The sequence below is a fragment of the Flavobacterium sp. UBA7663 genome (assembly GCF_002483315.1).
Lineage (GTDB): Bacteria > Bacteroidota > Bacteroidia > Flavobacteriales > Flavobacteriaceae > Flavobacterium.
The window spans coordinates 21,324-43,172 of sequence record NZ_DLHR01000024.1; the positions used below are offsets into that span (position 1 = coordinate 21,324).

A 21,849-nucleotide genomic window follows, 5' to 3' on the forward strand; every position below is an offset into this window, starting at 1 on the left:
ATCTTTGTTCTTTTATCTATTTACTACTTCCAATTAAAAACAATCTCCTTTTTAATTTCTGGATGTAAACTATAAAAAACTGGACAAGTCATTCCCGTTCTTTCTAAGATGGTTTTTGTTTTTTCGTCGGGATTGATGGAGAAATTAAAGGTTACATGAATTTCTGTAATTCTTCTTGGTTCTGTTCCCATGATTTTGGTTACTTCTGCGGTGGAACCTGAGAAATCTACTTCTAAATCGCGTGCTTTGATTCCCATAACGGTAAACATGCAACTAGCTAATCCGTTAGCAACAGTGTCGGTTGGAGAAAAAGCTTCTCCTTTTCCGTTGTTATCAAGTGGTGCATCCGAAATAATTTCCGAACCTGATTGTAAATGTATAGAAGAGGTGCGTAAATCACCTAAATAGGTCACTTTTGAAGTTGCCATTATTGTGCTTGTTTAATCGTTAAATCGCTGTCATAGTACAATAAATATGTCGCGTTATTTGAAATTAATCCGTTACTAGAATTGTAATCAAATGCGTTTTCAATGTATTCAGTTTTAGTAGTTGCTGCTGATTTTACAAAACCTTCTGGTTGGCAAATACGCAACATCGCATCAAACGTAACATCAAAACCTTTTTTAGCTGCAGCGTTTGGATAAATATTGTTGATTTTCTTGAATTGTTTTTCAAAAATCTTTTCTTCTGGTGTTTCTGCTACTTTAGTGACCGATGGAAATAACATTTTTAAATCGGTTAGATTCTTCATCGGAATTTCCTCAAAATTCAACGCATCATACAATTCAAAAACTGCCAATTGAATATCGTATTCTTTTTGCAATCCTTTCAGAATATTGGTAATACTAATAATCGTACTTGCTTTTTCGATTTCCATAAGCACAAAATTCTTTTGTCCTTTAACCAATTGCGTTTTTAAAAGTGCCACATCTAAAACACCTTTATCATTAAACAAAGCATGTTTAACTTCAGGATGATTTGCTGTTATAAAATCTTTAGAAGTCGTTTTTTTTGCACTAATTATAGCTACCACATTTCCATTTTTCGATTTGAAATAATCAAACATAGAAGCACGTAAAAGATCTTCAGAAGGAACAGTGTAATATAAATTTGGTAATGGTAATCCACGCTCTTTAGAAAGTGGTGAAATTACCGGAGTATTATATTTTGTTAGTAATTGTGCCGTTGTTTCAACAATTGAGTTTTGAAAAGGCCCAACAACTGCATCTACATTTTCAAAATCATTTTTAGAAATAATAGACGCTACGTTAGAAGAATATTTAGAGCTCTCTACATCATAAACCTTAACATTTACAGGCAAACCTAATACTTTAGCTGAATCAATAGCCATTTGTGCTCCTGCATAAAAATCTAAAGTAAGGTTTAAGAACTTATTAGTTTTTAAGTGTTCGGCTTTGGTTTTAAGTGAATCTGTTTCAATTTTATTGATATTGAAAGGCAACAACAAAACCATGTTTCTTTGTTTCGATTTATCAACCGTAGCTAATAAATTTATTTTGTTTTTAGCTACTAAAACAGAATCTTTTGCTTTTGTAATAACAGTTCCGTTTGAAGGTACTTTTAAAAGCATTCCGATTTTTAAACCATCTTGCAAATCTGGATTTAGTGTAATTAAATCACCTTGCGCAATATCGAATTTTTTTGACAGGCTATAAAGCGTTTCTTTAGGTTGTACTTCATATTCAACCAAAGTTACATTCGAAGGTTTTTTAACCTGAACTCCTGGTTTCAAAACTAAAGTTTGCCCAACATTTAATCCGCCTACAATTTGTGGATTTAATTGTTCTAATTCGGTAACCGTTAATCCGTATCTTGTAGAAATACCATATTTTGTTTCTTTTGCTTCCACTAAGTGAGTTGTCGCATTTGAAACAGCTTTAGGTTTTGTTACAAAAGGCGTAGCTACTGATTTTAAATCAACAGCAGCAGGTTTTGAAACAAAAATTTCTTGTCCTTTCTTCAAACCATTTTGCAAAGAAACTTTGTTCCAATTTTCTAAATCAGAAACCGAAATGTTGTATTTTTTAGCAATTCCGAAAAGGGTTTCTTTTTCACCTACCACATGCGTAATGGCTTTTCCCGTGGTTCCTTTTGGAATTAATAAAGTAGTATTTTCTTGAACGCCATTTTTCGCATCTGGGTTTAATCGGTAAATATCAAAAGGCGTAACCTCATATTTTTTTGCGATTTGAAAAACGGTTTCTCCTTTGGCTACCACATGTTTAATCTGAGACTGAAGTGGTAACGCAAAAAGAAAAATTAAACTGAAAAGAAAAACAACTCTTTTTATCATAATCATAATTTAAAAACAATACTAAACAAAAATTTCAATAGCAATTTGTATCGTAAAAATAGAATAAAAATAATTGCTATTGAAATTTATATGTTGAATTTGAAAAATTTATTTTATTCCCATTCAATTGTTGCAGGCGGTTTCGAACTGATGTCATATACCACTCTATTTACACCTCTAACGTTATTTATAATTTCATTCGAAATCTTCATTAAGAATTCATAAGGTAAATGTACCCAATCTGCTGTCATTCCGTCAGTCGATTCTACTGCACGTAGCGCAACTACTTTTTCGTATGTGCGCTCATCACCCATTACTCCTACACTATTTACAGGTAACAAGATTGCTCCTGCTTGCCATACTTTATCGTATAATCCGTGTTCTTTTAATCCGTTAATGAAAACCGCATCTACTTCTTGCAAAATAGCTACTTTTTCTGGGGTAATATCTCCTAAAATACGAATTGCTAATCCTGGTCCTGGGAATGGATGACGTCCCAATAATTCTTCGTCAATTCCTAAACTTCTTCCTACTCTACGAACCTCATCTTTAAATAACATTCGTAAAGGCTCTACCACTTGCAATTTCATAAAATCAGGCAATCCGCCTACATTATGATGCGATTTAATCGTTGCTGAAGGTCCGCCTGTTGCTGAAACAGATTCGATAACATCGGGATAAATTGTACCTTGACCTAACCATTTAACATCGGTTAATTGGTGTGCTTCATCATCAAAAACTTCAATGAACGCTTTTCCAATGGCTTTACGTTTTGCTTCTGGATCATCTAACCCAGCTAACGCGTCCAAAAAGCGTGCCGAAGCATCAACTCCTTTTACGTTTAAACCCATTCCTTTGTATTGGTCTAATACATTTTGGAATTCGTTTTTACGTAATAATCCGTTGTTTACGAAAATACAATATAAGTTTTCACCAATAGCTTTGTTCAATAAAACCGCCGCTACTGTTGAATCTACACCACCCGAAAGTCCTAAAACTACTTTATCGTTTCCAATTTTAGCTTTCATTTCTGCAACCACTTCCTCTACGAAAGCGTTTGGCGTAAAGGTTTGAGGTACTTGCGCAATTTTCACTAAGAAGTTTTCCAACATTTGTTTTCCATCTGTTGAATGGTATACTTCTGGGTGAAATTGAATGGCATAAGTAGTTTCTCCTTCAATTTTATATGCTGCGTTTTCTACGTCTTTTGTGCTAGCAATCATTACCCCATTAGTTGGTAATTTTTTGATTGAATCCGAATGACTCATCCAAACTTGACTGTTTTCTGAAACACCTTCTAAAAACACTTCGTTTTCTTTGATGTATGAAAGATTAGCTCTACCGTATTCTCTTGTATTTGAAGCGGCTACTTCTCCACCTGAAAAATGGGCTAAATATTGTGCTCCGTAACAAACTGCCAATAAAGGCATTTTACCTCTAATTTGAGATAAATCTGGGTGAAGCGCTTCTTCAGAACGAACCGAACATGGACTTCCTCCTAAGATTACCGCTTTATATGATGATAAATCTGCTGGAATTTTATCGAATGGAAAAATCTCGCAGAAAATGTTTAATTCTCTTACTCTTCGGGCAATTAATTGGGTGTATTGCGAACCGAAATCTAAAATTAATACGTTGTGTTGCATTTTATTGTTGTTGTGTTGTAAATTTTAATTTCATTAAAAACAGAAAGACAAGTCATGACTTGTCTCTACAGATTAATATTCAAATTTTCCGTATTCGGATGTAATTGTTAATTTCTTGCTATCTGATTTTTCAACTCTTCCTACGATTTGTGCGTCGATGTGAAATGATTTTGAAATTTCGATAATGTCTTGTGCTACTTCGGCAGGAACGTATACTTCCATTCTGTGACCACAATTGAATACTTGGTACATTTCTTTCCAATCCGTTTTAGAATTTTCTTGAATCAGTTTAAATAATGGTGGTACAGGAAATAAATTATCTTTAATCACATGAACGTTTTCTACGAAGTGAAGCACTTTAGTTTGTGCACCACCACTGCAGTGAACCATTCCATGAATTTGATTTGAATTGTATTTTGATAATATCTTTTTGATCACTGGAGCGTATGTTCTCGTTGGAGAAAGCACTAATTTACCAGCGTCTATTGGACTATTTTCAACAGTATCTGTCAATTTGGTTTGACCTGAATACACTAGTTCATTTGGAACTGATGCATCAAAACTTTCAGGATATTTTTCAGCCAAATATTTCGCAAAAACATCATGACGAGCTGAAGTTAAACCGTTACTTCCCATTCCGCCATTGTATTCCTTTTCGTAAGTAGCTTGACCAAATGAAGCCAATCCTACAATTACATCACCTGCTTGAATGTTTGCATTATCAATTACATCAGCACGTTTCATGCGAGCTGTTACGGTTGAATCTACGATAATCGTACGAACTAAATCGCCTACATCAGCAGTTTCTCCACCAGTTGAATGAATAGTAACTCCGTGATTTTTTAAATCAGAAATTAATTCTTCTGTTCCGTTGATAATAGCTGAAATAACTTCGCCTGGAATTAGATTTTTGTTTCTTCCGATAGTTGATGAAAGTAAAATATTATCGGTTGCTCCAACACATAATAAATCATCAATATTCATGATTAAGGCATCTTGAGCAATTCCTTTCCAAACGGAAATATCACCTGTTTCTTTCCAATACATATAAGCTAAGGAAGATTTTGTTCCTGCTCCATCAGCATGCATAATGATGCAATATTGGTCGTCGTTTGTTAAATAATCTGGGATAATTTTACAAAATGCTTGTGGAAATAAGCCTTTGTCGATGTTTTTGATAGCTTGGTGCACATCTTCTTTAGAAGCGGAAACTCCTCTTAAATTGTAGCGTTTGCTCGTATCAGAACTCATGAATGTAGTGTGTTGTTGTTGTGGCGCAAAGATAGTTCTAAAATTTAGAATTTAGAAGTATGAATTTAGAATTTGTTAAATTTTTATAACATGAACAGTTTCAACAAATTCCGAATCGTTGTTTGGAAACAAAATATTTTCAATTTTAAAAGTTGTAAAACATTCACCAACAATAGATGAAACATCATAATTGACATCAATTTCATCCATTTGTAACGTTGCTTCATTATTTAATTTAATAATAAAAGAATTTACTGTTGCATTTGAAACCGGAGGAAATATCTGAATTACATTCAAATTTTCGATAAACTCATATGGAATAGAAGCTTCCTCTAAATCTTGGATAGTTATTTGTTGGGCAGTATAAGTTTCATTTTCAAAAACATTTTCACCAGTAGTTTCATCTATAATTTCAACAAAGAACGATGCTGGCGTTGCTTGATTTCCTTCATCACACTTATCATTACAACCCACAAACGAAGCTGCAATAACTATTAAAAATAAGCCAAGTATATTTCTCATTATTTTTTACTTAAAATTTCAATTTCTACCCTACGATTTGCGGCGGCTTGCTCTGGAGTTGCTTCTGGAATTGGATAAATCGGTTGTGAAACTCCAAACCCTTTAGTTTTTACACGATAATCCTGAATACCATTATAAACGAGAAAACGCTTAATTTGTTTTGCTCTATCGGTAGACAAATTTCGATAATCTTTATCAATACAACAAATGTGACCTTGAATTTCGATTATTAACTCAGGATTATTTTGCATTACAAACAACAAATCGTACAACGTTCCTTGCGATTCAGGCATGGTTGCAAAGGTGTTTTGATAGAAATTAATGTTTTTCAAAGTGATTTTCGTCCCAACTTTTGCCAATTTCACTTTTTCAGCTAACGGCGCATCATCTGGAATTATCACTTCTGACTCAACTTCTTTTATCCCTAAAACTTCATTCTCTTTTTCTAAATCTTTTTCTAATAAATAATGAATAATGGCTTTTCTGTTTTCGGCTTTGCTAGTAGAAGTTGCTCCTTTCTCACCTAATGAAATACTTTTAAAATCGGGTCTGATGTTTACCTTTCCTTTAATTTGGTTAAAAACATGACTTACTCGCTTTTGAGATAAAGTATCATTAAAACCAGTACTTCCCACTTCGTCTGTTGAACCTGTAATAGATAAAATTTTAGACGTTGTATTTTCTGAAATCCATTTTTGAAGTTTAGCTGCTTCTACTTTGTTTAATTCGAACTTATTATTGTCGAAATAAAAAACAACATGTTCTTGAGCAAAGGTTATTTGAAACAAAACAAAGAATATAAAGGAATATAGAAATTTCATGAACAGGATTTTTTAAATAAATTTAGGTCGAAAACTATGCCAAATTAATTCTCTAAGATAAGAATTTCTACTCTACGATTTTCATTTCGTTCTTTTTCGTTTCTCTCAGGTATTTTATGAAGAGGTTGTGTGCTTCCAAAACTCTTATACAACAACCTACTATCATCAATATCATTTGCAACCAAGTAATTATGTACTGAAATTGCTCTAACTAATGCAATATCTTCTGGATCTTCTCCCAGCTGACAACAAATGTGTCCTTGAATTTCAATTTTCACCTTTGGATGCGTAATCATAAATTCTAATAATTCTTCCATTACAGGCAACGATTCCGGAACGAAAATCCCAGAGCGATCATAAAAATACAGATTATTCATAACCAACTTATCGCCTACTTTTGCAGTTGCATACGGATTTTTGTAAAGTCCAACTGGGTCAATTAAATCGTCTGTATCAGGAACTTGAATTATTTCTTTCTTTTCAATTACTTCTGGTTCTTTGTTTATGACTTGGCCTGTGTACACTACTGGATCATCATAAACCACTGCTTTCACCACTGCTTTCTTAGGAAGAATAGTATAAAAAACGTCAACTCTTCTATTATAACGTCTTTCTTTTCTGGTTTGAACTCGTTCTCCAAAACCTTTAATTTTTAAATTTTCGTTAAAGAAAATGGAAGAATTTACCTTTGTTTTTAATTGTTCATGAACCGTATGAATTCTTTTATAAGCTAAAGTATCGTTATAATCAAAAGTTCCGTACCAATCGCAATACCCATTTATTACTAGAATTTCGCGGTTTTCGTTTTTGTTCAACCAAGTCATAAACAATTCGTTTTGCTTTGGATTAAACGTATCTTGATCAAAATCAAAATAAAAACTCGCCTTTTCTTGTGCTGAAAGTAAGAATCCAAACAGCAGTAATACGTATTTCATTTGGGGTATTTTAATGTAACGAATATAAAAAATAAAACGTATTAAAAAAACTTATTATCAAAAAGAACTTTTTCAATTTATATAACAAATTCATTTACAAATACTTAAAAACAAATCATTTTATCCATTAATTGGCAACAATTTGAATTTCTACTCTACGGTTATCATTTCGTTCATCTTCGTTATTTTCGGGAATAGTGTGTATTGGTTTTGAACTTCCAAAGCTTTTATAACTCAATCGGTTTTTGTTAATTCCATTGTTAATCAAATAATTATAAACCGCTAAAGCTCTTACTTTTGCCGTATCTTCCACATCGGTGCCTTTTTGACAACAAATATGACCTTGAATTTCTATTTTTAAATTAGGATTAGCCAACATGATTTTCAATAATTCCTCTAAAATAGGGCGCGATTCTGGAACAAAAATCCCAGAACGATTGTAGAAATGTAAGTTTTTCAACACTAACTTATCGCCTACTTTTGCCGTTGAAACTTGTTGAGATAAATCCTTTTTATCTTCTTTTGGAAGTGTTTTTTCTATCACCAATTCTTCATAGAAAATCTCCACTTTTCGATTCAATTTCAAATCGGAATTTTGCTCGAAATTTTCGCCTTTACTTTCGATTTCGATTTGTTTTTGGTTGGTAAGTTTTTCAATAATATGCGATACAAATTTAGCCCTACTGAACGCCAAAGTATCATTATAACCATTTGAGGCTCGATAGTCACAATACCCAATAAGTTTGGTGAATTTTAAGTCTCTGTTTTTAAAAAAATTATCTAGTCTGTTTAATTCAGAAAGTTGTAATTGATACGAATCCGTATCAAAATACACCGTAAACTTATTTTGCCCAAAAGAAATGGAAGACAGTAATAAAAACAGAAAAAGTAGTTTTCTCATTAGATATGTTTTAGTTTACCGAAAATAGTAAAAATAGCAGAATCACTGTAGTTTTTGTACACTTTTTTTCTACTTTAGAATAAGGATAAAACTGTTACTTACAGACATACCTACAAGTTATGTGTAATATAACCTAAAATTTGAGTGTGAATAAGATTTAGTTGTAAATCATGAAGAGCTATCTACCAGCTTTTTACACTTCTTTTTACATTTTTTACAGTTTTATTTACACTTTTACTTGCAGTTCTATTTGCAGTTCTATTTATTTTTACCTGAAAATATAATCATTAAAAATATGAATAAAATAATTATAATATCAATCTTACTTAATTGTTCGATTTATTCGTTTGGACAACAAAAAGAAGAAATAAACTTAATACAAGCGGATAGTACTTGGGGTAAAGAAATTATACAAATACCCTTTTGGTTTGCTCCAGAGATTAATTTTAATGGTCACGAAGACATCAGGTTTGCAAAAGGTTGGGAAAAAATTGATAGCACTGGTTTTTGGACTTATGTTTTTGCTTGGGACATAAATTTAAATACTAAGCCTACAACAAAATTTTTTGAAGACAATCTTAAGCTCTATTTTGATGGATTGATGAAAGTTGTCAATGAAGATACATTATTAATTATCCCAAAAACAAAAGCGTTATTTATAGAAAAAGAACGAAAAAAAGAAATTACAACTTTTACAGGAATATTAGAAATTTACGATGCATTTACTACTAAAAAAATCATAAAACTAAATGTGACAATAGAAAGTTATTACTGTAAAAAAACAAAAACATTCATACCTCTATTCAGATTCTCACCAAAAGATTTTAATCATGAAGCTTGGAAAATGCTTAACCAAGTAAGGCTTCTCCCTAATATTTGCAAAGACAAACTAAAAGACAACAAATGAAAAATCCGATAGCTCGGAATTGAATTTACGAACCAAAATAAAAAAATCCCAATCTTTCGATTGGGATTTCTATTTTTAATTACTTCGTAAATAACAATTCTCTGTATTTTGTTAATGTCCAAAGTTCGTCGTCTACTAACAATTCTAATTTGTCAGCGTGGTAACGAATTTCTTCGAAGTATGGTTTTACTTTATCACAATAAGCGTCTGCCATTTTTTCTGTACTCGTTAAGGCGTTTGCTTTTTTACGTTCTTCGGTCATTTTTTCAACTTTCGTGTTGATGCCTTCTATGTGTTCTGAAATTTCTTTGATTAACGAAATTTGCTCTTTGGCGATTTTTTCAAAGTCTTTTCCGAAGATTTCTTTTAATCCTTTTACGTTTTCAATTAACACATTTTGGTAACGAATAGCCGTTGGAACTACATGATTACGAGCAATATCACCTAAAACACGACCTTCAATTTGGATTTTTTTCACGTATTCTTCTAATTCAATTTCGTAACGTGATTCAACCTCAATATGATTCATTACACCCATTTCTCCAAACAATTCAATTGCTTTTTTAGAAACTTTTGCTTTTAATGCTTTTGGTGTAGTTTTGTGATTGCTTAAACCACGTTTTTTAGCTTCTTTTTCCCATGCATCGCTATAACCATCGCCTTCAAAAAGAATTGCTTTTGTTTGCTTGATATATTCTCTCAATACATTGAAAATTGCTTCGTCTTTCTTTAAATCTTTTTTCTCGATTAAAGCATCAACTTCAATTTTGAAATCTTTTAATTGTTTTGCAACGATTGTATTTAAAGTCGTCATAGAAACCGCACAGTTTGCTGAAGAACCAACTGCTCTAAACTCAAATTTGTTTCCAGTGAAAGCAAATGGCGAAGTTCTATTTCTATCCGTATTATCTAATAAAACGTCTGGTAATTTTCCTACTACGTTTAATTTTAAATCTGTTTTTTCTTCTGGAGATAATTTCCCTTGAGAAACCCCTTCTAATTCTGCTAACACCTTAGTCAATTGTTGTCCGATGAAAACCGAAATAATTGCTGGTGGCGCTTCGTTAGCTCCTAAACGGTGGTCGTTACTAGCTGATGCAATTGATGCTCTTAACAATTCTTCATAATCATGAACCGCTTTAATCGTATTGATAAAGAAAGTCAAGAATTGTAAGTTGCTCATTGGCGTTTTTCCTGGAGATAATAAGTTAATTCCAGTATCTGTTGCTAATGACCAGTTATTATGTTTTCCAGAACCGTTTACTCCTTTGAATGGTTTTTCATGGAATAATACTTTAAAATCGTGACGTTCTGCCACTTTTTGCATTACATCCATTAATAACGAGTTGTGGTCAACCGCTAAATTCGTTTCTTCGAAGATTGGTGCTAACTCAAATTGGTTAGGCGCTACTTCGTTGTGACGTGTTTTAACTGGAATTCCTAATAACATACATTGGTTTTCCAAATCACGCATATACGTTAAAACTCGTGTCGGAATCGAACCAAAATAATGATCGTCTAATTGTTGCCCTTTTGCTGCAGTGTGACCTAACAACGTTCTTCCTGTTGCTAATAAATCAGGTCTTGAATTGGCTAAAGCAGTGTCTACTAAGAAATATTCTTGTTCCCAACCTAAAGTTGGTGTTACTCTTTTTACGTTTTTATCGAAGTATTTCGCTACATCGATAGCAGCTGAATCGATAGCATGTAACGCTCTTAATAAAGGCGTTTTGTTATCTAAAGCTTCTCCCGTGTACGAAACGAAAACCGTTGGAATACATAAAGTTGTTCCAAAGATAAATGCTGGCGATGTTGGATCCCAAGCTGTATATCCTCTTGCTTCGAAAGTATTACGAATTCCTCCATTTGGAAAAGAAGAAGCATCTGGTTCTTGTTGTACTAATTGACTTCCACCAAATTTTTCTACTGGATCACTTCCATCAGGAAATGTTTCGAAGAAAGCATCGTGCTTTTCCGCAGTGGTTCCTGTTAATGGTTGGAACCAGTGCGTATAATGAGTTACTCCTTTTGATAATGCCCACTCTTTCATTCCCAAAGCAATATAATCGGCGATTTTTCTGTCGATTTTTACTCCTTCTGCTGCCGCTTTAACTGCTTTATAAGCTTCCGATGTTAAAAACTGTCGCATTGCTTTATCGCCAAAAACATTACTACCAAAAATAGCTGATTTTCTGTCCAATTCTTCTACATGAACAGGTTTTCTGTCGGTTGCTTTTCTTAAAGCTTGAAAACGAAATGTTGACATAAGTTGTGTGTGTTTAAAGTTATACCCTTGAAAAGTTATGCAAATATATATTTTTTTTTAAATATTTTTTACATACACCCCTATTTTTTTAGGGGTAAAAATATTTTTTATTATATTTACACTATGAAAACAGTGAATTTACATATGATTATGTTGGGGTGCACCCCAAAAGGACGCTTTACCGAACAACACGATATCTTTTTTGGCATTGGAATGAGTTTAAAAGAATTGGTTCCAGACATGAATGCGTTTTGGCCTGAAGCAAAAGGAAGAATTCATATTGATGCGTGGCAAAAAGTAACTTCTATTGATGGATTTGCTATCGAAGTGGTTTCCAAAGAGGAAAATTTAGAACAAGAAGAGCAATTATTCTTTTTAAACTTAGGCGGCTATAAAGAAGGAGAATTTGAAGAATATCATTATAAAGTATTAGTGGTTGCCAAAACAAAAGCAGAAGCCATCAAAAAAGCAAAGCAAACTACTTTCTATAAACATTGCGGTTTCAAAGGAGCAGAATCGCACATTGATGACAAATATGGTGTTGATGTAGATGATATTCACAATATTGAAGAAATACTTTCGGATAAATTCAAATCGGAATATCGTTTGAAAATAACAAAAACCAATGTAATTTCAGAAGATGAAAAACACATTGGTTATTTAAAGATTGATAAAATATAGGTACAAAAAAAGAGCTATCAGTTTGGATAGCTCTTTATATTTATGTTACATTTTAATCTTAGTTACTTTGGCAGTATCTAATTTATAGTATTCTTTAACAGAATTATAATCTTCAAAATCTAATTTTCCTGACGCTGATTTATTATTATTAACATAAGCTGGAATAACAACAACTCTGAACACTTGGTCTAATCTGTTTCCACTAGGCAATCCTGGTAAATCGTAACCAAATAAATTTACTTGAGCATCATAACGAGTAAAATCATTTCTATAACCAAAATCTAAAGTTCCATCGTTAAAATAATAGGTTTCTGGTAATAATTTCCAAACATCTCCATCAGCACCATAACCTACCAAACGATAAACCAAAACCATATCAGATGTATAAGTAGCATGAGGAAAAGTTAATAATGCAGAATATCCATTTCCTGAAGTTAAGTCAACATTTGAATATTCAAAAACTTCACTAATTGTATCGTAATCAACATTATCTTGTTCTTCATTAACCGTGCAACTTTGTAGTGTTATCATCCCGATAAAAACCAACAATAAAGTAATTTTCTTCATAATCTTTAAGTTTTAAATTATTTCCTATGTAAACATAACCAATTGTTGTGCCAAACTTTCATATAATATAAATGAGTATCTTTGTAATCTCTAAAAAGACCATAAAAATGGGAAGAAACAATCCAAAAAATATTAAGGCACACAATGATAAATTACACAAAGAACAATCTAAAGAAAAAGCTAAAAAGAATGCTCGTGCCGAAAAATTAAAAGAAATTCAACGAAAATTCAACGAATCTAAATCGTAATTTATGTCGGGTTGCTACTGCGGAAATTCTATTTCCTTTCAAGATTGTTGCGAACCTTATCTAAAAGGAATTAAAAATGCTCCCAATGCAGAAGCATTGATGCGCTCGCGTTATAGTGCATTTGCAGTTGGAGCTGCTGATTATTTGGTAAACACTACCCATATTTCTAAAAGAAGGTTTCATAACAAAAAAGATATTTTAGCATGGAGCCAAGCCAATAAATGGTTAAAATTAGAAGTTTTAGCTTCAACTGAAACCACAGTAACTTTCAAAGCCTATTATTTAGATGAAAATTTGAAAGCGCAAGTTCATTACGAACACTCGACTTTTAAATTAGAAAACGGAAAATGGTTTTATGTGGATGGGGAATATTAAGCCTTTCTTTTAATAGGAATCCAAATTTCTTCTTCAGAATCTGGACTATTGTTTTTATACTTCTTACCTAATATTTCAAAATGCGGACGATTATCCAATTGATATTCCGAACTAGGCAACCAAACTCCAAAAATATAACCAAAGGTTTCTCTTGCTTTTACAGCATCTCCCACATGATTGAAAACAACATACAATCCTTCTTTAACTAGTAACGATTGCATTCCATCAGGAATAGAATTAATATCTGTTACTGGAACCACAGCCCATTTAACAAATTCGGTTTGCGGATTAAAATCAAAATTATCAGGATTAATTTGAATGTTGAATAATTCTGTTCCTATTGTATTTTGAATTTCATTTCGTCGTGGCATAAAATTACCCCATAATTCTCCTATTCGATAATTCGAATAAGAAATTACACTATTCATTCCAATGAATTTTGTCTCGGGAAATGTTTTAATTATTGGCTCCATTCTTCAAAAATAAAAAAACCTTTCATTTCTGAAAGGTCTTTTTTATAAATTATTCATCTATTTCTAATTACATATTACGTCGATACTGACCTCCTACTTCGAATAATGCACTTGTAATTTGCCCTAACGAACAAACTTTGGTTGCATCCATTAATTTTTCGAAAATGTTTTGGTTCTTAATCGCTGCTTCTTGTAAAATGTTAATGTGCTCGGCTACTTTTTCTGCACTTGTTTTATGCAAATCGGTCAACATATCAATTTGATATTGTTTTTCTTCTTCTGTTGCACGAATAACCTCAGCTGGAATAACTGTTGGTGAACCTTTAGAACTCAAGAACGTATTTACACCAATAATAGGGAATTCTCCCGTATGTTTCAAGGTTTCGTAATACAATGATTCTTCTTGGATTTTGCTTCTTTGGTACATTGTTTCCATTGCACCCAAAACTCCACCACGTTCTGTGATTCTGTCGAATTCTTGTAAAACCGCATCTTCTACTAAATCAGTTAATTCTTCAATAATGAACGAACCTTGAATTGGGTTTTCGTTTTTCGCTAAACCTAATTCTTTATTAATAATCAACTGAATAGCCATTGCTCTACGCACTGATTCTTCCGTTGGAGTTGTAATCGCTTCATCATAAGCATTCGTATGCAACGAGTTACAGTTGTCGTAAATTGCATACAATGCTTGTAAAGTCGTACGAATATCATTAAAATCAATCTCTTGTGCATGTAATGAACGTCCAGAAGTTTGAATGTGATATTTTAACATTTGTGCTCTTTCGTTAGCGCCGTATTTATTTTTCAAAGCTTTCGCCCAAATTTTACGTGCTACACGACCGATTACCGCATATTCTGGATCAATTCCGTTTGAGAAGAAGAATGATAAGTTCGGACCGAAATCGTTGATGTTCATTCCTCTACTTAAATAGTATTCTACATAAGTGAAACCATTTGCCAACGTGAAGGCTAACTGCGTAATAGGATTTGCTCCTGCTTCAGCAATATGATATCCAGAAATCGAAACGGAATAGAAATTACGAACATTTTGTTTGATGAAATATTCTTGAACGTCACCCATCAAACGCAATGCGAATTCCGTAGAGAAAATACAAGTATTTTGTGCTTGATCTTCTTTTAAAATATCGGCTTGAACCGTTCCACGTACTTGTGCTAACGTTTTAATTTTAATATCTTGATATACATCAAAAGGTAAAACTTGGTCACCTGTAACTCCTAAAAGCATTAAACCTAAGCCATTATTTCCTTCTGGTAAAGTTCCTTGATATCTTGGACGCTCTACGCCTTTTTTCTTATAGATTTCGTTGATTTTAGCTTCTACTTCATCTTGTAGACCATTTTCAACGATGTATTTTTCACAGTTTTGATCGATAGCAGCATTCATAAAGAATCCTAACAACATTGGCGCAGGTCCATTAATTGTCATTGAAACCGAAGTTAACGGATGACTTAAATCGAAACCTGAATATAATTTCTTCGCATCATCTAAGCAACAAATTGAAACTCCTGCATTACCGATTTTTCCATAAATGTCAGGACGAATATGTGGATCATTTCCGTATAAAGTAACCGAGTCAAAAGCTGTAGAAAGACGTTTTGCAGGTAACCCCGCAGAAACATAATGGAAACGTTTGTTGGTACGTTCTGGTCCTCCTTCTCCTGCAAACATTCTACTTGGATCTTCACCTTCGCGTTTGAATGGATATAATCCAGATGCGAATGGGAATTCTCCTGGAACATTTTCTTGTAAATTCCATTTTAAAATGTCGCCCCAAGCTTGGTATTTTGGTAAAGCTACTTTTGGAATTTGAGAATGCGATAACGATTCAGTATGCGTAGCAATTTTGATTTCTTTATCACGAACTTTAAAACTATAAACTGGATTTTTGTATTTGTTTACTTTTTCATCCCAAGTCAAAATGATTTCCCAATTGTATGGGTCAAGGTTCATTTTTACTCGGTCAAATTCTTTAGTCAATAACGAAACGAAGTCTTTGTTATCAGCAGTAATTTTTAAAGAACTCTCAACAATTCCTGCTTTATCTAATTGCGGAACATTTCCGTTAACCGTTTCAATGGTTTTGAAAATTCCGTATAATTTTTGAGCTACTTCTACTTGAGAAAGTGCTGTTTCGTCGTATTTTCTATTGTTTTCTGCAATCTCAGATAAATAACGTGTTCTGTGTGGCGGAATTACGAAAATCTTCTCGCTCATTTCACGTGTAATTTCAAAAGTCGATTTTAAATCAGCTCCTGTTTTCTCTACAATCTTATCCATGATAGATTTGTAAAGCGTATTCATTCCTGGGTCGTTGAATTGCGAAGCGATAGTTCCAAAAATTGGCATCTTATCGGTATCTACATCCCATAAATTATGATTGCGTTGGTATTGTTTTTTTACATCACGAATGGCATCTAATGCACCACGTTTGTCGAATTTATTCAAAGCCACTAAATCAGCAAAATCTAACATATCGATTTTTTCTAACTGCGTTGCTGCTCCAAATTCTGGTGTCATTACATATAATGAAACATCAGAGTGTTCTAAAATTTCTGTATCACTTTGACCAATTCCTGAAGTTTCTAAAATAATAATATCATATTTAGCCACTTTCAATACTTCAATCGCTTCAGCCACATATTTAGATAAAGCCAAATTCGATTGACGAGTAGCTAACGAACGCATATAAACACGAGAATTATTGATGGCATTCATACGAATTCTATCCCCTAACAAAGCGCCGCCTGTTTTACGTTTTGATGGATCAACTGAAATTAATCCGATTGTTTTTTCTGGGAAATCAATTAAAAAACGACGCACTAATTCATCCACTAAGGACGATTTTCCGGCACCACCTGTTCCTGTGATTCCTAATACTGGGATTTTAGACGTTTCATTCTTTTGGTGAATTTTATCAAAAACCGATTTTGCAATTTCTGGAAAATTCTCAGCTGCTGAAATCAATCGTGCAATAGCAGTTGGGTTCTTCTCTTCGATATGCGATAATTCTCCTGTTAGTTTATCTCCAATTGGATAATCCGAACGCTGTACTAAATCGTTAATCATTCCTTGTAATCCCATCGCACGACCATCGTCTGGAGCATAAATTCTTTCGATTCCGTATTCGTGTAATTCTGAGATTTCAGAAGGTAAGATAACGCCTCCGCCTCCACCAAATATTTTGATGTGACCTGCTCCTTTTTCTTTAAGCAAATCATACATGTATTTGAAATATTCGTTATGACCTCCTTGGTAAGATGTCATCGCAATCGCATTAGCATCTTCTTGAATAGCTGTATTTACGACTTCTTCCACACTTCTATCATGTCCAAGGTGAATAACCTCAACACCCGTAGCTTGAATAATTCTACGCATGATATTAATGGCTGCATCGTGTCCATCAAAAAGTGACGCTGCGGTCACAATTCTTACTTTATTTTTAGGAATATAAGGAGTTTGTAGTTCCATGTGTAATTTTTGTTCGTTTTAAAGGGTGCAATTTACGAATTTAATAATTTTATTTCATTCAAATTTTAGAATAAATTCTGTTGAAAATTGGCACTATCTTTGTAAATTAGTTAGCAAAATATAAAAACGTGAAAAAAATAGTATTTAGTTTAGTAGCGTTTAGTTTATTTAGTTGTGCCGAAATGCAACAAGTTATGGATCAACTACCACAAGGAACAGGGATTTTGAGTCAGGCAGAAATAGGCAGTGGATTAAAAGAAGCTTTGAATAACGGAATCACTAAGCAAGTTTCAAAATTAACGGTAACTGATGGTTTTTTCAAAAATCAAGCGGTAAAAATTTTATTACCAGAAGAACTGCAAGTGGTTGATAAAAAATTGCGTCAAATAGGCATGAGCAGTTTAGCTGATGAAGGTTTAAAAGTATTAAACAGAGCTGCAGAAGATGCTGTAAAAGAAGCAACTCCAATTTTTGTGGATGCAGTAAAGCAAATGACCTTTAATGATGCAAAAAACATTTTAATGGGTAATGAAAGTTCGGCAACAACTTATTTACAAAACACAACTTCAAACGCTTTGTATGCCAAATTTAATCCTGTGATTAAAAATTCGTTTGCCAAAGTAGGCGCTGATAAAGTATGGACGAATATCATTACAAAATACAATTCCATTCCATTAGTTAAAAAAGTGAATCCAGATTTAACCGATTATACTACAAACAAAGCTATGGAAGGTGTTTTTAAAATGGTAGCTGTAGAAGAGAAAGAAATTCGTACAAATTTAAACGCTAGAAGTTCTGATTTACTGAAGAAAGTTTTTGCTTTACAAGATAAAAAATAACATTTTGTAGTTCATTTTTTACAGAAAAAAAATTTTCGTAAAATTTTAGCAATCAATAACATAAGAATAACACAACCTTAACATTACAATTCGAAAAATCATCGGATATTTGCAAAGTAATAAGAATAGAATTCTCATTTAGTTAGGGTTAGTTTAGTATAAATCACTCCGATGAAAGTCGGAGTTTTTTTATATAAAAATATTTATCTTATATTTTATTCGATTGCAAATGAGAATCTATACTAAGCATTTTTAATAACTTAAACAAGCTCAACAACATTTTATATATATTCATTCTAGTTATAGCACTTGAATAGAATTGTTTATCCTACATATAAAAAAACCCGATTTTGTAAAATCGGGTTTTTTTATTTTAATATGTTGTAAAAGGTGGTTTTGATGTTTTATCTAAATGTCGTCTTAATCTTGTTGTAGTTGAACCATCACCAGATGCGCTAGGTATTCCTTTTGGCTCTGTTTCATCCACTAAAGGAGTAGATGGATCATCTACAATTGGGTCAAATGGATAATTTAAGCTAGTTCCTTGGCCGAATAATAATGGAATTGGCTTTTTAATTTCACTTTTAGTCAAATACCCATCCCCATCATCATCAACATCTAAATAATCAGGTCTGCCATCACCATCTGTATCGATAGGATCTTTCTTAAATCTTCCACTATCCAAAGGGTCTCCATATTCATACATTGATAAAATTCCATCTCTATCGTGATCCATTCGTTTTAAATTATAAAGTTTAAAATTAAAAATTAATGGAGAATATGAAGGAATACTAGCCGATCCAGAAGCAAAATACGCCAAACCAGAAGGTATAAACATAACACCAACTCCAAAATCTTGAAAAGAAATAGTACCATCAGAATTAGAACTGTATGTTCCTATCTTGAATTGAGGAATAATTTCGGCCCATCCTCTAACCACTCCATCTAAATTAAACCAAATTGGGTTTGAATTTTCTTCAAAAACAGTTTGTGTGTAATTATCTACACCATCCACCGTTGTTTTATAAAAAGTATTTCCTTTATATCCTACAAGAGTAGAGTCAACTCGAGTTGGATTTTCACCAGTTCCTTCTCTTAACTTTAAATAGTAAACTTTATAAGTTATATCGTGAAGATTTACTTCTTCAAATTGTAATTCAGTCATATCAGAAATTGGAATTTGAGTTCCTCCATCTGGAATTTTAGTAAAAGTAGTATTGAAATCTCCATCAACAGTTAAATAATGTGTTCCAAGGAAATCTTCAATTTTTTGAATATCTTCTTCATATACTTCATCATAAGGTCTAAGTGGCTGAAGTGAAGTGCTATCATCTGGCTGACAAGAATAAACACTAATAAATAAACCTAAAACCAATACTATTTTAATCAAACTCTTCATTTTTATGCTTTTTTTGTGGGCGCAAGATACAATTTTCATTTATTTTTGTAGAAATATTAACATGGTTTTTTGATTTATATTATGCGAATAGATAAACTTTTATGGTGTTTACGGTATTATAAGACCCGAAGTATAGCTACTGAAGCTGTAAAAAAAGGACATATAACAATTAATGGCCAGGTAGCGAAGGCTTCAAGAGAGGTTTTTCCTACCGATAAAATTACGCTTCGTAAAGATCAAATCAACTACAAATTAACCATTATAGATATGCCTCAAAATCGGTTGGGAGCAAAATTGGTCGACATGTACAGAAAAGATGAAACTCCAAAAGAAGCTTTTGAACATTTGGAATTACTAAAATTATCGAAAGAACATTACAGAGCCAACGGAACTGGTCGTCCTACAAAAAAAGATCGAAGAGAAATCGACGATTATTTATGGGAAAGTGATGAAACCGATGATATCAATAAAACCGAATAAATGAATTACTGGGAAGAACGCTATCAAAAAGGAGAAACGGGTTGGGACGCAGGTCAAATTACTACTCCAATAAAAGAATACATTGACCAATTAAACAATAAGAATCTAAAAATTTTAATTCCCGGAGCTGGAAATGGTTATGAATTCGACTATTTGATTGAAAAAGGGTTTCAAAATGTATATGTCATTGATATTGCAGAAACGCCTTTAGAAAACATCAAAAAAAGAAAACCAGAATTTGCTTCAAATTTATTGCATGCCGACTTCTTTACATTAAAAACTACTTTTGATTTAATCTTAGAGCAAACTTTTTTCTGTGCTTTGCCTCCCGAAATGAGACCTCAATATGTTGAAAAAATAGCTTCAATTTTAAACCCAAGAGGAAAATTAGCAGGATTGCTTTTTGATTTTTCATTAACTAGCGAAGGTCCTCCATTTGGAGGTTCAAAAGAAGAATATATCAACCGATTTGCTCCAAAATTTGAAATTAAAAAACTAGAACGCGCATATAATTCGATAAAGCCACGAGAAAATAAAGAACTCTTTTTTATCTTTGAGGTCAAATAACAACAACACATGGAAAATATTATTTTAACGCACAAAGAAATTGCACACAAAACCAAACGAATTGCTTACCAAATTTTCGAAACTTTTGTTAATGAAGAAGAGGTTATTTTAGCAGGAATTGCGAACAACGGCTACCTATTTGCTCAAAAAATAGCAGCAGAATTGGCTTTGATTTCCGATTTAAAAGTGACGCTTTGTGAAGTTAAAATTAACAAACAAAATCCGCAATCTCTTGTAACTACCTCAATTCCATCAGCCGAATATCAAAACAAAGCATTGGTTTTAATTGATGATGTACTGAGCACTGGAACTACTTTAATTTATGGTGTAAAACACTTTTTAGAAGTACCATTAAGCAAATTTAAAACTGCGGTTTTAGTAGACAGAAACCATAAAAAATATCCAGTTAAAGCCGACTTTAAAGGAATTTCGCTTTCGACTTCCCTACAAGAACATATTCAAGTCGTTTTTGAAGAAAGTAATTCGTACGCTTATTTAAGCTAATAAAGCTTCTATTTCATTTACAATTTGCTCTACCGACTTATTATTAACTGTTACTATTTTAGTAGCTTGATGATAATAAAAGTTTCGGTCGAATAAATGTTTGTTGATAAAATCTTTCAAAGAAACTTCATCTTGATTGTGTAATAACGGACGCTTGTCTTTTTCGTTTATCAATCGATTTACTAAAGTATCCGTAGAAGCCTTCAAGTAAATTGAAAAAACGTCATCTTGTTGCAACAATTCATGATTATTAAAGTAACAAGGAGTTCCACCACCTAAACTCAAAACGAAGTTTTCTTTCTTATCTAGAAAAGTCTTCAAGACTTCATTTTCCTTTTTTCTAAAATAAATTTCCCCTTTTGTTTGAAACAATTCGGAGATAGAATTTTGAGTTACTTTTTCAATTTCTTCGTCCAAATCATAGAAAGATACTTGTAACTTTTTTGCTAAAAAATCACCAATTACTGACTTACCACAACCCATGTAACCTAACAACACTACTTTCATATATAAATAATCCTCTATAAATTAAAGGGTTAAGAAATTAATTATAAAAAAAGACAAATTTATAATAAATTCCCATTGGAAAATAAATAAATGTTTATATATTTGCACCCGCATTCAAGAAAAGAAAATGACTTGGTAGCTCAGTTGGTAGAG

General features: G+C 32.6%; 22 protein-coding genes. 8 read left to right on the forward strand and 14 right to left on the reverse strand.

The annotated features are described in order from the left end of the window. Positions 1-23 precede the first annotated feature (23 nt). The 8 genes from B2741_RS10585 to B2741_RS10620 form a co-directional block, all read right to left on the reverse strand. Positions 24-428 carry an OsmC family protein gene (locus tag B2741_RS10585; protein WP_291138658.1) on the reverse strand — a complete coding sequence of 135 codons (405 nt, stop codon included), beginning with the start codon at positions 426-428 and terminating at the stop codon, positions 24-26. Next, a complete protein-coding gene (locus B2741_RS10590; protein WP_291138660.1) occupies positions 428-2,314 on the reverse strand; it encodes a LysM peptidoglycan-binding domain-containing protein in 1,887 nt (628 codons plus the stop codon). The genes B2741_RS10585 and B2741_RS10590 overlap by 1 nt, the downstream gene beginning before the upstream one ends. A 113-nt stretch (positions 2,315-2,427) precedes the next feature. Then, positions 2,428-3,960 carry a glutamine-hydrolyzing GMP synthase gene (gene guaA / locus B2741_RS10595; RefSeq protein WP_291138663.1) on the reverse strand — a complete coding sequence of 511 codons (1,533 nt, stop codon included), beginning with the start codon at positions 3,958-3,960 and terminating at the stop codon, positions 2,428-2,430. Between the two features lie 72 nt (positions 3,961-4,032). Then, positions 4,033-5,211: an AIR synthase related protein gene (locus B2741_RS10600; RefSeq protein ID WP_291138665.1), complete on the reverse strand. Its 1,179-nt coding sequence runs from the start codon at positions 5,209-5,211 to the stop codon at positions 4,033-4,035. Positions 5,212-5,286: 75 nt separating this feature from the next. Then, positions 5,287-5,733, reverse strand: coding sequence for a hypothetical protein (locus B2741_RS10605; protein ID WP_291138667.1), 447 nt, complete (start codon positions 5,731-5,733; stop codon positions 5,287-5,289). Then, complete coding sequence (locus B2741_RS10610) at positions 5,733-6,554, reverse strand: OmpA family protein (RefSeq protein ID WP_291138669.1); 822 nt, start codon at positions 6,552-6,554, stop codon at positions 5,733-5,735. The genes B2741_RS10605 and B2741_RS10610 overlap by 1 nt, the downstream gene beginning before the upstream one ends. Positions 6,555-6,598: 44 nt before the next feature. Beyond that, positions 6,599-7,489, reverse strand: a complete 891-nt coding sequence (locus tag B2741_RS10615; protein ID WP_291138671.1) for an OmpA family protein — start codon at positions 7,487-7,489, stop codon at positions 6,599-6,601. 127 nt (positions 7,490-7,616) lie between these two features. Beyond that, complete coding sequence (locus tag B2741_RS10620) at positions 7,617-8,390, reverse strand: OmpA family protein (protein WP_291138673.1); 774 nt, start codon at positions 8,388-8,390, stop codon at positions 7,617-7,619. Positions 8,391-8,685: 295 nt separating this feature from the next. On the opposite strand from B2741_RS10620, the gene B2741_RS10625 reads away from it, so the two are divergent. Further along, positions 8,686-9,297 (forward strand): hypothetical protein, encoded by a 612-nt coding sequence (locus B2741_RS10625; protein ID WP_291138675.1) that lies wholly within the window; start codon positions 8,686-8,688, stop codon positions 9,295-9,297. A 79-nt stretch (positions 9,298-9,376) separates the two neighbouring features. Here the strand turns inward: B2741_RS10625 and B2741_RS10630 are convergent, their stop codons facing one another. Next, entirely contained in the window at positions 9,377-11,563 is a 2,187-nt protein-coding gene (locus B2741_RS10630) for a glutamine synthetase III (RefSeq protein ID WP_291138677.1), read from the reverse strand. A gap of 123 nt (positions 11,564-11,686) precedes the next feature. Here B2741_RS10630 and B2741_RS10635 point away from each other — a divergent pair, with 123 nt between their 5' ends. After that, the gene (locus tag B2741_RS10635; protein ID WP_291138679.1) at positions 11,687-12,244 is read left to right on the forward strand and encodes a DUF1543 domain-containing protein; all 558 of its coding nucleotides are present in this window, start codon (positions 11,687-11,689) and stop codon (positions 12,242-12,244) included. Positions 12,245-12,289: 45 nt separating this feature from the next. Here B2741_RS10635 and B2741_RS10640 read toward each other — a convergent pair whose 3' ends face one another. Further along, a complete protein-coding gene (locus B2741_RS10640) occupies positions 12,290-12,811 on the reverse strand; it encodes a hypothetical protein (RefSeq protein WP_291138681.1) in 522 nt (173 codons plus the stop codon). Positions 12,812-12,882: 71 nt separating this feature from the next. On the opposite strand from B2741_RS10640, the gene B2741_RS10645 reads away from it, so the two are divergent. Together B2741_RS10645 and B2741_RS10650 are read left to right on the forward strand one after the other, a co-directional pair. After that, complete coding sequence (locus B2741_RS10645) at positions 12,883-13,059, forward strand: hypothetical protein (protein WP_291138909.1); 177 nt, start codon at positions 12,883-12,885, stop codon at positions 13,057-13,059. A gap of 3 nt (positions 13,060-13,062) precedes the next feature. Then, the gene (locus B2741_RS10650) at positions 13,063-13,434 is read left to right on the forward strand and encodes a YchJ family protein (RefSeq protein WP_291138683.1); all 372 of its coding nucleotides are present in this window, start codon (positions 13,063-13,065) and stop codon (positions 13,432-13,434) included. Here the strand turns inward: B2741_RS10650 and B2741_RS10655 are convergent. Together B2741_RS10655 and B2741_RS10660 are read right to left on the reverse strand one after the other, a co-directional pair. After that, positions 13,431-13,907: a GyrI-like domain-containing protein gene (locus B2741_RS10655; protein WP_291138685.1), complete on the reverse strand. Its 477-nt coding sequence runs from the start codon at positions 13,905-13,907 to the stop codon at positions 13,431-13,433. The two genes, B2741_RS10650 and B2741_RS10655, sit on opposite strands and share 4 nt — an antisense overlap. Before the next feature lie 67 nt (positions 13,908-13,974). Continuing rightward, the gene (locus B2741_RS10660; protein WP_291138687.1) at positions 13,975-17,400 is read right to left on the reverse strand and encodes a methylmalonyl-CoA mutase family protein; all 3,426 of its coding nucleotides are present in this window, start codon (positions 17,398-17,400) and stop codon (positions 13,975-13,977) included. A 128-nt stretch (positions 17,401-17,528) separates the two neighbouring features. Between B2741_RS10660 and B2741_RS10665 the strand changes: the two genes are divergently transcribed. Beyond that, complete coding sequence (locus B2741_RS10665; protein WP_291138689.1) at positions 17,529-18,239, forward strand: DUF4197 domain-containing protein; 711 nt, start codon at positions 17,529-17,531, stop codon at positions 18,237-18,239. 373 nt (positions 18,240-18,612) lie between these two features. Here B2741_RS10665 and B2741_RS10670 read toward each other — a convergent pair whose 3' ends face one another. Beyond that, positions 18,613-19,629 carry an FKBP-type peptidyl-prolyl cis-trans isomerase gene (locus tag B2741_RS10670; RefSeq protein ID WP_291138691.1) on the reverse strand — a complete coding sequence of 339 codons (1,017 nt, stop codon included), beginning with the start codon at positions 19,627-19,629 and terminating at the stop codon, positions 18,613-18,615. 90 nt (positions 19,630-19,719) lie between these two features. Between B2741_RS10670 and B2741_RS10675 the strand changes: the two genes are divergently transcribed. From B2741_RS10675 to B2741_RS10685, 3 genes are read left to right on the forward strand one after another with little or no spacing between them, the layout of a single operon-like run. Next, on the forward strand, positions 19,720-20,118 hold the full coding sequence (locus B2741_RS10675) for an RNA-binding S4 domain-containing protein (RefSeq protein WP_291138693.1): 399 nt from the start codon (positions 19,720-19,722) through the stop codon (positions 20,116-20,118). Next, entirely contained in the window at positions 20,119-20,685 is a 567-nt protein-coding gene (locus B2741_RS10680) for a methyltransferase domain-containing protein (RefSeq protein ID WP_291138695.1), read from the forward strand. A gap of 9 nt (positions 20,686-20,694) precedes the next feature. Continuing rightward, positions 20,695-21,189, forward strand: coding sequence for a phosphoribosyltransferase family protein (locus B2741_RS10685; protein ID WP_291138697.1), 495 nt, complete (start codon positions 20,695-20,697; stop codon positions 21,187-21,189). On the opposite strand, the gene B2741_RS10690 is transcribed toward B2741_RS10685, so the two are convergent. Further along, positions 21,181-21,696 carry a shikimate kinase gene (locus B2741_RS10690; RefSeq protein WP_291138699.1) on the reverse strand — a complete coding sequence of 172 codons (516 nt, stop codon included), beginning with the start codon at positions 21,694-21,696 and terminating at the stop codon, positions 21,181-21,183. The genes B2741_RS10685 and B2741_RS10690 overlap by 9 nt on opposite strands. Between the last annotated feature and the right edge of the window lie 153 nt (positions 21,697-21,849).